This is a genomic window from uncultured Chitinophaga sp., from assembly GCF_937874145.1.
Lineage (GTDB): Bacteria > Bacteroidota > Bacteroidia > Chitinophagales > Chitinophagaceae > Chitinophaga.
Window position 1 is genome coordinate 1 of record NZ_CALNBI010000391.1, and the last position, 13,272, is coordinate 13,272.

The 13,272-nt window shown below is 56.3% G+C and carries 10 protein-coding genes; 5 read left to right on the plus strand and 5 right to left on the minus strand.

The genetic code is table 11. The features are described 5' to 3' along the window. From Q0510_RS19015 to Q0510_RS19025, 3 genes are all read right to left on the minus strand, one after another. Positions 1–1,179 (minus strand): hypothetical protein (locus Q0510_RS19015; RefSeq protein ID WP_298715325.1); only part of this gene is annotated, 1,179 nt, incomplete at its 3' end. 173 nt (positions 1,180–1,352) lie between these two features. After that, positions 1,353–3,881, minus strand: a complete 2,529-nt coding sequence (locus Q0510_RS19020) for a family 20 glycosylhydrolase (RefSeq protein ID WP_298715326.1) — start codon at positions 3,879–3,881, stop codon at positions 1,353–1,355. A 42-nt stretch (positions 3,882–3,923) separates the two neighbouring features. Next, a complete protein-coding gene (locus tag Q0510_RS19025; RefSeq protein WP_298715327.1) occupies positions 3,924–5,075 on the minus strand; it encodes a glycoside hydrolase family 18 protein in 1,152 nt (383 codons plus the stop codon). Between the two features lie 38 nt (positions 5,076–5,113). Between Q0510_RS19025 and Q0510_RS19030 the strand changes: the two genes are divergently transcribed. Next, the gene (locus Q0510_RS19030; RefSeq protein WP_298715328.1) at positions 5,114–5,830 is read left to right on the plus strand and encodes a hypothetical protein; all 717 of its coding nucleotides are present in this window, start codon (positions 5,114–5,116) and stop codon (positions 5,828–5,830) included. Further along, a complete protein-coding gene (locus Q0510_RS19035; RefSeq protein ID WP_298715330.1) occupies positions 5,827–6,477 on the plus strand; it encodes a DUF2306 domain-containing protein in 651 nt (216 codons plus the stop codon). The genes Q0510_RS19030 and Q0510_RS19035 overlap by 4 nt, the downstream gene beginning before the upstream one ends. Here the strand turns inward: Q0510_RS19035 and Q0510_RS19040 are convergent. Then, positions 6,443–7,600 (minus strand): hypothetical protein, encoded by a 1,158-nt coding sequence (locus Q0510_RS19040; RefSeq protein WP_298715332.1) that lies wholly within the window; start codon positions 7,598–7,600, stop codon positions 6,443–6,445. The two genes, Q0510_RS19035 and Q0510_RS19040, sit on opposite strands and share 35 nt — an antisense overlap. Positions 7,601–7,709: 109 nt before the next feature. Then, a complete protein-coding gene (locus Q0510_RS19045; RefSeq protein ID WP_298715335.1) occupies positions 7,710–8,537 on the minus strand; it encodes an energy transducer TonB in 828 nt (275 codons plus the stop codon). Positions 8,538–8,804: 267 nt separating this feature from the next. On the opposite strand from Q0510_RS19045, the gene Q0510_RS19050 reads away from it, so the two are divergent. The 3 genes from Q0510_RS19050 to Q0510_RS19060 all read left to right on the plus strand — a co-directional run. Then, positions 8,805–10,034, plus strand: a complete 1,230-nt coding sequence (locus Q0510_RS19050; protein ID WP_298715337.1) for a TolC family protein — start codon at positions 8,805–8,807, stop codon at positions 10,032–10,034. 10 nt (positions 10,035–10,044) lie between these two features. Then, positions 10,045–11,148 (plus strand): efflux RND transporter periplasmic adaptor subunit, encoded by a 1,104-nt coding sequence (locus Q0510_RS19055; protein WP_298715339.1) that lies wholly within the window; start codon positions 10,045–10,047, stop codon positions 11,146–11,148. Positions 11,149–11,156: 8 nt separating this feature from the next. Continuing rightward, positions 11,157–13,272: efflux RND transporter permease subunit (locus Q0510_RS19060; RefSeq protein WP_298715341.1), on the plus strand; the 2,116-nt coding region annotated here is incomplete at its 3' end.

A 13,272-nucleotide genomic window follows, 5' to 3' on the forward strand; every position in this document is an offset into this window, starting at 1 on the left:
GGAATAACCATAGGGAATATCCCCCGTTCGCCCGAAACCGAAGAACCGCTGGCTTTTAAAGAAGTCCTGCTTGAAAACGGCAATCTGCCCGAGGTAATAGTGGCGATCGTTGTACAAGGGGTCTCCAATGTACTTCTCCTGTGCCGGGCTCTTATCGAAAGCGACGTTGTTGTACCGGAACAGCAGCGCGACATTGGGTTTGTTATCGAAATGCCCGTCGGACCCGAACCGGTTGCGGAAGTTGTACCCCGTCCAGACGTCCACCAGTTTATACGAATACTCGCGCCAGAGGGAGTCGGGTTCGCCCCATACGCGGATGCTGAAATTCTTTGCAAGCGACAACCCTCCCGTGATCTTGGCGGAAGTCCGGTACAGCGGCCGTTCTATCTTGATATAATACGATCCCTCGTAAACGCCCGTATCGAGCTGGGAATTGGTGTTGAGATGCGTGTACCCGACGGACACGTCGATGAAACTGCCCAGGAGGTTGTATTTCGTATAGCGGGCTTCGGTGCCCCAGGGCCTGGAGTAATTGCTCTTCCACCTGAACCCGAACTGAACGCCCTGCGCGGCGCCAAACAGGTTGTCGTTGGAAATTTTGGCCCCCACGCCGCTGGGCGCCAGCTCGCGCAGGTCGAAGCCATACTCGAATACGTCCTTGGTGATCACGAGCACATCCACCGTATCCTGGCTGGCGGTTTCGAGGGTGATGATGCGGGCATCCTGGAGGAAGGGGCGGTTACGGAGGTAACGTTCGTTGTCGGCGAAGGCATAGGCGTTCACGGTATCGCCGTCCCGGAAGAACAACATCTGCCGGATGGCCCATTCCTGCGAATCGAAATGCAGTTTGTTGGCCAGATGGATGAGCTTCATACTGGTGGTGAAGGCCGTGTCGTTGATGTTGCGGGGGCCGAACACTTTCACCTTCCGGAAGTGGATACGGCGAACCGTTCGGCCGGAATGCGGCAGAAATCCTTGCTCAGACCTGGTCATCCGGGTATCCTCCACCACAGGCGGCGGAGCATCGTGCCGGGAGATGTCTTTCAGAACGGAATCCCGGAAACGGCGGCTTTTCAAAGAATCCACGTACTCGTTAAACTTTGAGAACCAGCGTTTCTTATGGGCGGCCGGGATGGTATCCGTCTGCGCAACGGCGCTTTGCGGAAAGCAGCACAACATCAGGTAACAGCTAAGGACAGCTAAGAGACTTATTTTTCCCAACCGCTTCAATGATTGCTTTTGATTCGGAACAACAATACAAATTTTTAACCAATATGTAGGGCGGCGCTAAAAAAAGGAAGGGTACCGAGCCGTTCGGTACCCTTCCTGGTGGAAAGCGATATAATTGAATATCAATATTGTACCGTCACGGTTCTGCCTCCCCGGCCTGCCTGATCGAACACCCTGAACCGGAAGATTCCTTTCGCTTCGAGCGGCCCGCTGTAGACGGGGCTTTTGGCGGAAGGCTCCTTCCCGTCGGTTGTATAACGAATGATCAGTCCGGGAAGTTGCACGTTCGCCAAAACTTTTCCGTTGTCGTTTTTGACGCCGGCCGTGGGGATGCGGTAATTATAGCCGCCGTTGAGCGTGGCGAGCCGCGGGATTTCGCGCTGCCCCACCACATTGGCGAATTTGTTCCACGCTTCGTTGTATTGGCCGAGGTCTTTGGTCCAGGCAGGGTCGGGCGCCCAGGCGCGTTCCGCCATGCCCAGGAGTTTGGGCAGCACCATATATTCCAGGCGCTCGGGGGATTTCACGGTTTCGCTCCACAGTGCACATTGGATACCCACGATATTGGAGGCGCCGTATGCCGTCAGCCTGTCCTTCCCGACGAATATGGACGCTGGCAGCGGGTTCCCGGCATCGTCTTCCTTCGCGTTCTTGTACAGGTCGAGGGGAATGAAGTAGAAGGGCTTGTCCAGATCCACATAACCGCCCCAGTAAAAGCCGGGCTCATCGTAATCGCGCTGGTAGGCCATATCGAAATAATAGTTCGCCACGCCGGACAGCACCACTTTGTACCCGCCGTTGGCCAGCCGGTAGCTGAGATCTTCCATCCCGCCACCCATCACGTTATTCCACACATCCAGCTGGAAATTGCGGTTGCCGAACACGGGGTTCACGATCATGACATTGTTGCCGTCCAGCTGGGTGCGGCGCATACCGGCTTCTTCCCATCCATACAGCTGCATGCCCTGCTTATTCACGATCCGGGCCACTTTGTCGTAGAAATAGATCCAGAGATCGTCGACATGGTTCAGTTCGGCGCTTTCGGCCAGGAGTTTTTGGCAGGCGGGGGATTTTTCCCATACGCCGCCTGGCGTTTCGTCACCGCCCATGTGGATGATATCGAGGGGAACGCCGGCTTCGGCATGCATGGCCGCCAGTTCGGTGGTTACTTTTTCAATGAATTTGTAGGTGGAAGGAAGGGCGGGGTTCATAACATTGTCTTTCCATTCCTGCACGGAGCGGTACTGGCTTTTATCTTCCGGATCGCTGAGGCGGTATTCGTTGGCGTTGGGATCACCGGCTTTGGCGAGCTTCGCCGCGCGGGCTTCCATGGCTTTGATGGCTGCGCGCCCGTGGCCTGGCATCTCCACTTCAGGGATCACTTTAATATGGCGGGCTTTCGCATACCGGAGGATTTCGATATAATCCGCCCGGGTGTACCAGCCGGTGCCGGCGGTATTGCCCGCGTCCGGGCCGGAGCCGTATGCAGGCTGGAGGCTTTCCATTTCATCCAGGGTATGCGCGCGGCGCCCACCTACCTGGGTCAATTCCGGCAACCCGGCGATTTCAACGCGCCAGCCTTCATCATCGCTCATGTGGAGGTGAAGGGTGTTCACTTTATACACAGCCATCACGTCCAGCATCCGCAGCACCTGCGCCTTGGAGTGGAAATTGCGCGCAACGTCGAGGGAGAAAGAGCGGAAAGCGAATCGGGGCGCGTCTTCGACCTGCACCGCGGGCAGCGTGGCCGTGCCTTTGGCCGTCAGCGGCAACAACTGGCGGAGCGACTGTATCCCGTAAAAAATACCTGTATTGGTGGAGGCGAAGATGGTGATGCCGTCTTCCTGCACCTGCAGTTTATACGCTTCTTTCCCGGTGATGGAAGTGTCTTTCACGAGGCGCACCGCGGCTTTTCCGGTGGTGCCCTGTGCGGTGAGCACCGGTTTGCCGAATACTTTCCCCATCAACAGCGACAGGTAATCGGCTTCTGCGCGGAATACCGGTTCGTATACGATCCCGTTTTTCGGATCCAATACCACCGTGGCGCCGCTTTCGCGGATCAGTGCCGGCGTGGGGAGGATACGGGGGAGCTGGTCCGCCGGCAGCAGCGAGAGGGCTTCGTTACGGCGGTATACGTCTTCGGGTGTGGTTTGTACTTTGGTGTCTTTCGCGGTGCGGCGGAGTTGTTTCTCCTGGGTGGAGGGCGTAACGGCGAATTCGATGGCATGGCCCTTCGAGGGTTGGTTATCCCACACAATGTAAGGACCGGCGGGCGCGTCGGTGAAATGCGTCACCCAGGCAACGGACACGATGTTGATCTTAAGGGAGTCTCCGGGCTTCAGCCCCCCGAATCCCGCCACCGGCTTCAACCGGAACAGGTCGCCGTTGATATGTGCCGCTTCTATTCCCGGGGCTACTTCGCCGGGCGATACCATGCGGATGAAGTTGTAGTAGATCGTCCACCCGTTGGCAGGCAAAGCCTGCTTCGTGCGGTTGACAAGCGTGAAGGTCGACAAGGTCTGCGCCTTGCCCTGGTAGCCGTTTTCAACTACTTCCCACCGCATCTGCAAACCCTTTGCGGGGAATGCGGGCGATTGCGCCATGGCGCAGCAGGAGAGTAAAAGGCATACAATAATGAGTTTGTTTCGCATATAATCAGGATTACCGCCGGGACATGGCCTGCCGGCGGGGGCTTATTTTTTACGGAGATTTTTATTGATCGCGTCCAGCAGATACCCTTTCGGATCGCTGGAATATTCCCAGAACATCACGCCGCCGAGCTTGTTGGCATGCACGTAACGGCATTTTTCTTTTACGGATTCCTCATCGTCGTAAGAGATAAAGACGTGCTGGCCGGGGTGCCAAAGATAAGGCGCTTTGGCGCGTTTATCCCAATGGCGCTCAAATCCTTTGGCGGGCAGGCTGTCTTTGATGAAGGAATAACCCCCGCCACGGTACCCGCCGGTGGCAGGACGGTTCAATCCGCGGGCGGTATCGCCGGCCACTTTCCATCCCCGACCGTAAAACGCGATGCCCAGTACGATCTTTTCGGCTGGTACGCCTGCCGCGAGGAATAGCCCCACAGAGCGGTGGGCCGAAGATTCTTCCGGGTTATCCGTTGAGCCGAAGAGGTTGGTGTGATGCCCGGAGATGCCGTTGGGATTGGTTTTGTAATCGTACGACATGATATTGATAAAATCCTGGTATTGCGCGGCTTTCGCCATTTCGGTAGCGTCTACAAAGCTTTTGCTGCCCCCTACTGCCGAGGTGAGCAGGTATTTGCGGCCGGTTTCTTTTTCGAGGGTGTCGAGCGAGGCGCGGAGGGCGGCGAACATCAGCGTGAAGTTCTGCTTGTCTTCGGGCCGGTACACGTTCCCTTCTTCCCCAGGGATGCCGGGGTATTCCCAGTCGATATCCACCCCGTCGAGCTGGTATTTGCGGATGATATCGACCGAAGTGTGGGCGAACAGCCTGCGCCCGGCTTCGGTGAGCACGGCATCGGAGAAGTTTTCGCTCCATGCCCATCCGCCGATGGAGATGAGGATTTTAAGGTCGGGATTGCGGGATTTGAGGGCGTTGAGTTTCCGGAAGTTGACGGTGTCTGTGGCGAGGTTGGTGAGCCAGGCCTGGCCGTGCTGCACATCCACGAAAGCGTAGTTGATGTGCGTGATTTTTTCCACCATGATGGATTCCGGATCGGCAATCAGCCCGCGGAATCCGCCTACGTAGGCGATCACGACGGGTTTTGAACGTGGGGGGCGTGCGGCGGTGAATGCAACGGCGGCGCCGGCGATGAGGAGCAGCGCCGGGATGGCGGCGCGCATTGGCTTGGAGAATAGACGCATGTTTAAAAATAGTATATTTACGATCTAAATTCAACCCTTTGAAATACATCTGCTCCCTGCTCCTGACGGGCATCGCGGCAGCCGCCTGCAACTCCGGCGGCAAATCCACCCCTGCCGATTCAGGAGCGGTCAAAATCATCCACCAGGCGCGGCCTTCCCACGATCCGATCGGCATTTACACCGGCGACTTTGGCGGGAGCCCCATTTACATCAGCATCAACTTCGCCCGCGGCAAAAACGTCGCGGGATACAATACGCATAAAGGCCTGCGGCGCAACCTCCATGGCGAGATATTGCAGGATGGCGATGCGTGGCGCCTCCGCCTGGAGGAGCCCGGCGATCATCCCTACGACGGCGTTTTCGATATCCGCCTCTCGGAAGATATGAAAACCATGGATGGAACCTGGGAACCCCTGCAAAAGGATTCCGCTTCCTCCAAAAAGTTTACCCTTAACCGGGTGGCCGGCGAAAACTATGAAGTCTACATGGCCAGCGAAGAAAACAGCATTCAGTTCAATGTAGACGGATCATGCCGGCTGGAGTACTATCCGGCAGACAGTATTTCCGGCGGACAAGTCAATATCCTCCGCGGAACCTGGACGCGCACCCAGGACACCTTCCATGTCAACTGGCAGAAAAACGAGCAGTTCGGAAAATCCGCTAGCCAGTTTATTTTGCATGTCAAGAGAGAAGGCGATGATACCTACATTGACAGCCTGACGGGCGACGGATTCATCTTTTACCAGTTGCCATGAAGTTATTACTGCGCATAGTAACCGCAGCGGCCATCCTGTATGCCTCCTGGCTGATGGTGCTGCTGAGTTTGCCGTACACTTCCTTCGAACCACATATCGATTTCCTTTTCACCAAACAACTGGTGTACAAAATACACCATTGGCGATGGAGCTTTTACCTGCATGTGTTCGTGAGCACGGCGGTGCTGGTGGCGGGATTGTTCCAGTTCAGCCGGTACCTGCTGCAGCGGCATCCGGGCATTCACCGGGTGGCGGGGTACGTGTATGCGGTAACGGTGATCGCGCTGAGCGGGCCGAGCGGGTTGGTCATGGGGTATTATGCGAACGGGGGAATCTGGGCGCAGATCAGTTTCGTGCTGCTGGCTGTCTTGTGGATAGGGTTCACATTCCTGGCGATGTGGTATATCTGGAAAAAAGACTGGAAAAAGCATGCCGACATGATGACCCGCAGTTATGCGCTCACCTTGTCGGCGGTTACGCTCCGTTTTTATGCTTACGGAATCGCCGCGCTCGGCCTGGAAGTGGCGCCGCGTTCGGCTTACATCTGGATCGCATGGCTCAGCTGGACGCTGAACCTTTTGCTGGCGGAGTATCTTATCCGGAAACGGGTGTTTACTTCATGGCGAGCGGAACGGATTTCGGTGTAAAGCGGCCTTCTGGACTAATGGTGAAATAATCCACGCCCACTTCATTCATTTCCTCCATTTTATTTTCGGCGTAGCCGTTCTGCGCGGGGTCTTTCTCGTACCGCACCGCGAACTTCCGCACTTCCACATCCCCGTTGCCGGTAACCTTCCCCACCCGGAAAGGTTCATCCAGGATACGGTGGCCGCCGATGATCATTTTATCAAGCAGCTTGCCGTTGGCGTCGAAGCTGGCGAGGTAGTAGCAATAAGGCGCGCTTTCGTCCATCATCACATCCTGCACGGCGTAGGCGAGTACGGTGTATTGCGGCGTGGATTGTACGCTGCCAACATAGTAGTACTCACTGCCCACGTCGCGGGAGAACTTGGCGTTCCGCATTTCGGGGATGAATTTCTCAAAATCATATGTAACGAAACTGAATTCCTTGTCCTCCCGGAACTTCGTATCAAATACCACGGGCAATTCCAGCGGCTGGAATTCGTGGGAGAAGAGTTTCCAGAGGAGGCGGTCGGGATCGCTGGCGCCGGAGAGAGCTGCGGTAACTTCGTTATCGAAACGCCAGCGCATTTCGCGGAGCGGAGCCAGGTCGGCATCTTTATAGATTTGTTGTGTATTCGTGTAGCCGAATTCAATGGCGGACACGAGGTAGTGAAAGGCGCTGTCTTCCTTTCCGGCTTTGGCGTAAAGGCAGGCGGTATTGTAGAGTAATTTTGAAACGGGTTTATATCCCAGCAGATCGGCGATATGGTATGCCTGCAGCGCTTGTTCCACGCTGAGTTTGGCTTGCATGGACCGGGATCCGTCGCCCATTTCGGAAAGGGCGTTGCCGTATTCGAAGAAAGCCGCAGCGCGGGGGGCTTTGAGAATGGCCTGACGGAAGATGGGTAATGCGGACGCGGGGTCTTTCAGGTTGCGGTATACATCTATCGCCTGGCGAAAGAGCCGGTCGGCTTCTTTTTCGGGAAGTTCTTTCCGCGAGGCGAAAAGCAGGACGCTGTCCTCGTTCAGGTGATAGCCCTCCGTCAACGTGTATGCAGTAGTGTTAGAGGATCCGGTTGAATTGTCCGCGCCGTGTTGGCAGGCTGTGGTGGCAAAGATGAAGGCGATCAGGGGGATGTGGCGCATAGGGGATGAAATTTCCGGATCAAATATACGGTTATTCCATAGAAAAGGGTTTCCCCCGGGCGGAGGCGGGGCGCCTCTGCGCGGGGGAGCCCGGGCAACAGTCAAAGGATCACTGGTTCAAGTGAAATTTGATGGGCACATTGAACCAAACGGCCACGTTGCGCCCATTCTGGCGGCCAGCTTTCCATTTGGGCATTTTCCGGATCACGCGGAGCGCTTCTTCTTCACAACCCGCGCCCACTTTCCTCCCGGTCGTTTCTACATTGGTGATCGACCCGTCCACGTTCACGACGAATTTCACGAAAACGGTCCCTTCCACACCGTTCTCTGACGCCATATGCGGATAGCGCATGTGGTCGTTGAGGAATTTGTACATGGCTTTTTCACCGCCGGGGAATTCCGGCATGATTTCCACGAAGATGTGAGGGCCTTCCTCTTTTTCTACCTTGGGGGCTTCCACCACCCCGGTACCACCAGACACGCCTTCGAAGGGGTTTTCCGCGCCGCCGGGCTCGCCGATTATGTCTTTGGTGCTGATCGCCACGTCCTTCAGTTCTTCTATCGTTTTCATTTCATCTTCCGGGTTCACTTTATCGTCTTCGATTATCTTGATCGTCACGTGCTTTGCAGCAGCAGCCTGTGGCGGGGGCTCCACGGCGCGGGGAGGCGGGGGTGTGAATTTCTTTTCTTCGGGCGGGAGTTCCACCATATCCGGCGCTTCGAAAATGACAGGTTTCTCCACATGTTCTGCGGCTTTTGAATTCGAGGCCCAGGTGTAGGCGCCTACGCAGAGGAGAACGATCCCAGCCATACCCGCTACGGCGTTGCGGACGCGGCGGTCGTACTTGCGGCGGAGGTCATAGGCGCCGTAGTCTTTGTTACGGGAATTGAAGAGAATGTCGAGGAAGTCTGGTTTAGGCATTTGGGAGGTATTCATGGCGATAACGTTTAACAGGAAGATGCCCGCATGATATTTTTCCATAAACAATTCCCGGGGCCGGATTTAACACATTGAACCTTTTCACGTTACGTTTGTTCTACAAACGTACCCGCTGCTGTTAAACGGATACGAACCCTGTATGAGTAGCTGTTTCCTGACCATAATTAGGCGGATGGTCTGCTTGACCGCTGTGCTGACAACCTGTGCCGGGGGCGCCCATGCCCAGCAAAACGGTACGGCCGGCCCCGTATACACGCTGGATGAATGCATACGGTATGCGCTCCGCAACGAAAACAACGTCGTCAACGCCCGTCGCGGCAGATATCCACGGAACAGATCCGGGAAACGCGCGGCATGCTGCTGCCCCACGCCAATATCACCGGCAACTTCACCGACAACCTCAAACTTCAAACCTCGCTCATACCCGATTTTACAGGTGACCCCAATAATAAAGTCCCCGTTCAATTCGGCACCAAATTCTCTTCCGCCATCACCGGCGAAGTAACGCAAACCCTCATCAACAGCGACTACTTCCTGGGCCTCAAAGCCGCCAAAGTATACGATGAAATGGCCGTCCGCGATTACGAGCGCACCGCCATCGAAACCCGCGTGGAAGTCAGCGTCGCTTATTTCAACGTGCTCGTTGCCCAGGAAAGCATCCGGCTCGTGGAAGCCAACCTCGTCCAGTTCGGCAAAACCCTCAAGGATACACGCGCCCGGTACGACGAAGGCGTTTCCGAAAGGATCGACGTGGACAGGATCCAGACTTCCTTCAACAATGTCGAAACCAACCGCGCCAACCTCAAACGGCAGCTCGACTACACGTACGATGTATTGAAATTCCGGATGGGCATGCCCATCGATTCGCCCATAGCCGTTAAAGAAGATGTGAGGACCTACACCGACAATATGCCCGACAGCCTCAATTACCGCTTCATGGACCGGCCTGAATACGCCATGCAGCGCGTGCAGGTGGAGCTGGACCGGCTGAACCTGAAAAGTAAAAAACTGCAGGTCATCCCCACCCTCAATGCATTCGTCAATTACGGCTTCAACTATTTCTCTGAGAACTTCAGCGACCTCTATAAAACCGGCTTCGGCACTTCCGCCCTCGGCGTCCGGCTTTCCTGGCCGATCTTCGCCGGAACGGAAAGGATTTACGCCGCCCGGAGGCTCGCGCTCGTTCTGGAACAAAGCCAGAACAACCTTAATTATCTCAGCCAGCAGATCCAGCTGGAAGTCCGTGAAGGGTGGACGGTTTACCGGAACAACCTCAACCAGCTCAACACCCAGGAAAAGAATATGGAGCTCACACAAGGCGTGTACGACAGGGTGGTGCTGAAGTATGAAGAGGGCGTAGCCACGAGCCTCGACGTGCTTTCGGCCGACAGCGAGCTGAAAACAGCGCAAAACGATTACATCACTGCATTGGTCAATACCCTCATCAGCAGAGTGCGGCTCGAACAGGCGATGGGTAAAATAAAAGCGGAATAAACTCCTTGTTATGCAACCTTACCGGAATTTTTATATCATGCTGATCCCGCTGCTGGCGGTAGCCTGCAAGGGCAAACAATCCCAGCAGCAGATGGCGGGGGGCGCCATGCCGAAAACCACCGTCTCCGTCTTCGAAGTGAAGGCCGCCAGCTATACCGTCACCGAAAGCTTCCCCGCAGCGCTCACCGGCAATGTGCAGGTCGATATCAAATCCGATGTGACCGGCTTCCTGCAGAAGATCCATGCGAAAGACGGCAGTTCCGTTTCGAAGGGGCAGGCACTTTACGAGGTCGACAAAAGCCGCAGCCAGGCCGCTTACGACGAAGCCAATGCGGCCGTAATCCAGGCGGAGGCAGACCTTGCGCTGAAGAAACGCGATTACGAGCGGTATTCCAACCTGCTCAAAAAAGATGCGATCTCCAGGCAAACGGTAGACCAGGCAGAAACAGCGGTTAAAACCTCCGAAGCCATGGTAGCAGCAGCCCGCGCCACGCGCGCCCGTACCGGGACCGATATCAGCCACGCCGTACTACGTGCCCCCATCGCCGGGAAGATCGGCATCGCGCAGCTGCGCATCGGCGACCTGGTGACCGCAGGTTCCACCGTTATCAACACCCTCGTCAACGAAGACCCCATCTTCGCCGATATCGACATTCCGCAAACCCGTTATAATGAATTCCGTAAAGACGTCAGCGACCGCGCCGGCGGCAATCAATATTTCCTCACATTTCCCAACGGCGAATTATATCCCGAACCGGGAAAAATCCTGCTGGTAAACAACGCCGTGGATCCCCGTACGGGAACGCTCCGCGTGCGGCTTACGTTTCCCAACAAAAAAGGCCAGCTCAAATCCGGGATGACCGCCACAATGCAGATGCACTTTAAAACCGGCGACCAGCAGGTGGCCATTCCCGCCAAAGCCATTATGGAACTGCTGAGCGAAGTGAAAGTCTATACCCTCGGCCCGGGGAATGTGGTGGAAGTGAAGCCCGTGCAGAAAGGGTCCCTGCTCGACAGCCTGCAGATCATCGACAGCGGCCTGAAAGCCGGCGACAAGGTGATCACCGATGGCCTTCAGAAGATACGCCCCGGCGATACCGTCAATGTTAAATAAAAGGCACCATGATTGCGAAAACGTTCATAGAAAGGAAGAATACGACGATCGTGATTGCCATCATCATGGTGATCGTAGGCCTCATCTGCATGATCAACCTGCCGGTGGCCCAGCTCCCCGACATTGCGCCGCCCACAGTGTCCGTGAGCGCCAGTTATATCGGCGCCAACTCCACCACCGTGGAAGAAACCGTGACCACACCCATCGAGAACCAGGTCAATGGTACCCCCGGTGCCATGTACCTGCAGTCGGCCAGCGCGAACGACGGCTCTATGAGTATAACCGTCACTTTCGAGATCGGCACCGATCCGGATATTTCCACCCTCGACGTGCAGAACCGCGTGAGCATCGCCTCCCCCAGCGTGCCTGATGATGTACGCCGCGTGGGCATTACCACCAAAAAGCGCTCGAACGACATGCTCATGGTGGTGGCCCTGCTTTCCCCGAACGGCACGCACTCCAAAGCATTCCTCGACAACTACCTTAATATCAACCTCAAACCCGAAATTTCCCGCGTGAGCGGCGTGGGCGACGTGCAGGCATTTTCCAACGATTACTCCATGCGCATCTGGCTGGACCCGGAGAAGATGGCCAACCTCGGCCTCACACCCGCCATGGTGGCGGGCGCCATCCAGGAGCAGAACACCCAGGCGCCGGCAGGGATCATCGGTGCGCCGCCGGCCAATAAAGACCAGGCTTTCGAATATTCCGTGAAAGTGCGCGGCCGCTTGCTCACCGCGGAAGAATTTGGCGATATCATCGTGTCCAGCAACCCCAACACCGGGTCGCTCGTGCGCCTGTCCGACATTTCGCGGCAGGAGCTCGGTTCCTTCAGTTACGCGATCGACGTAAAGGCTGATGGCAAAACCGGTACCGGGATGGGCATCTACCTCACACCCGGCGCCAACGCGCTGGATGTGGCCGACCGGGTGGAAGCGCGGATGGCGGAATTGAAAAAAACCTTCCCGGACGATATCGACTGGATGGTGCCTTTCGAAACCGTTTCCTTCGTGCGCATCTCCATCAGCGAAGTGATCCAGACGTTCCTGGAAGCACTGGCGCTCGTGGTGATCGTGGTGTACATCTTCCTGCAAAGCTGGCGCGCCACGCTCATCCCCATCCTCGTTATCCCTGTATCCCTCATCGGAACGTTCATCTTCTTCCAGCTCCTCGGTTTCTCCATCAATACGCTGACGTTGTTCGGATTTGTGCTGGCGATCGGGATCGTGGTGGATGACGCCATCGTGGTGGTGGAAGCGGTCCAGCATCATATCGATGCGAATGGCATGACCCCGCGCGACGCTACTTTCAAGGCGATGGAAGAAGTGTCCGCCCCGGTGATCGCCATCGGCCTGATCCTCGCCGCGGTGTTCGTACCCGTGGCGTTCATCCCCGGCGTGAGCGGGAAACTATATCAACAGTTCGCATTGACGATCGCCTTTTCCGTGATCCTGTCCGCCTTCCTGGCGCTGAGTCTTACGCCGGCATTGTGCGCGGTGATGATGCGCCCTTCCAACCTCAACCCCGAATCCAAAGGGCTGGGCAAGCTGCATTACAAATTCAACACCTGGTTCGATAAATTCACGAGGAAGTACACCAACGGCGTCCGCAGGTCCATTAAACAAACCGCGTTCGTGCTTATTCTGATGGGCATCCTCTTCGGCGCGGCTTTCCTGCTATTCAAGCGGGTGCCTACTACTTTTGTGCCGCAGGAAGACATGGGCGCGATGTTCCTGGCGCTCGACCTGCCGGATGCATCCTCTTCCATGCGCACCCGCCAGCTGGCCGAACATGTCAACCAGATCCTGTCAGAAGACCCTGCCGTACAGCATTACATGGCGGTAACCGGGATGAACTTCATTGGGGGCGGCGCGGTAAAGCCCAGTTCCGCCACCTGGTTCGTGAACCTCAAGCCCTGGGACGAGCGATACGCCAACGGTCAGAACATGAACGTGGTGCTGGGAAGGATTCAGGGCAAGCTGGCCCAGATCACGGAAGCCACGGCGCTGGTAATTCCGGCGCCTACGCTGCGGGGGCTTGGCACGTCGTCTGGTTTCTCTTATGTGCTGGAACAGCGGTCCGGCACCGATATCACCGAATTTGCTCGGGTACTGCAAAACGTGC

Bases quoted from the DNA above. Each gene is read 5' to 3' on its own strand.
- Q0510_RS19050 (WP_298715337.1), top strand. From the start codon at position 8,805: ATGCATACGGTATGCGCTCCGCAACGAAAACAACGTCGTCAACGCCCG.
- Q0510_RS19025 (WP_298715327.1), bottom strand. From the start codon at position 5,075: ATGCGTCTATTCTCCAAGCCAATGCGCGCCGCCATCCCGGCGCTGCTC.
- Q0510_RS19035 (WP_298715330.1), top strand. From the start codon at position 5,827: ATGAAGTTATTACTGCGCATAGTAACCGCAGCGGCCATCCTGTATGCC.
- Q0510_RS19055 (WP_298715339.1), top strand. From the start codon at position 10,045: ATGCAACCTTACCGGAATTTTTATATCATGCTGATCCCGCTGCTGGCG.
- Q0510_RS19045 (WP_298715335.1), bottom strand. From the start codon at position 8,537: ATGAATACCTCCCAAATGCCTAAACCAGACTTCCTCGACATTCTCTTC.
- Q0510_RS19040 (WP_298715332.1), bottom strand. From the start codon at position 7,600: ATGCGCCACATCCCCCTGATCGCCTTCATCTTTGCCACCACAGCCTGC.
- Q0510_RS19020 (WP_298715326.1), bottom strand. From the start codon at position 3,881: ATGCGAAACAAACTCATTATTGTATGCCTTTTACTCTCCTGCTGCGCC.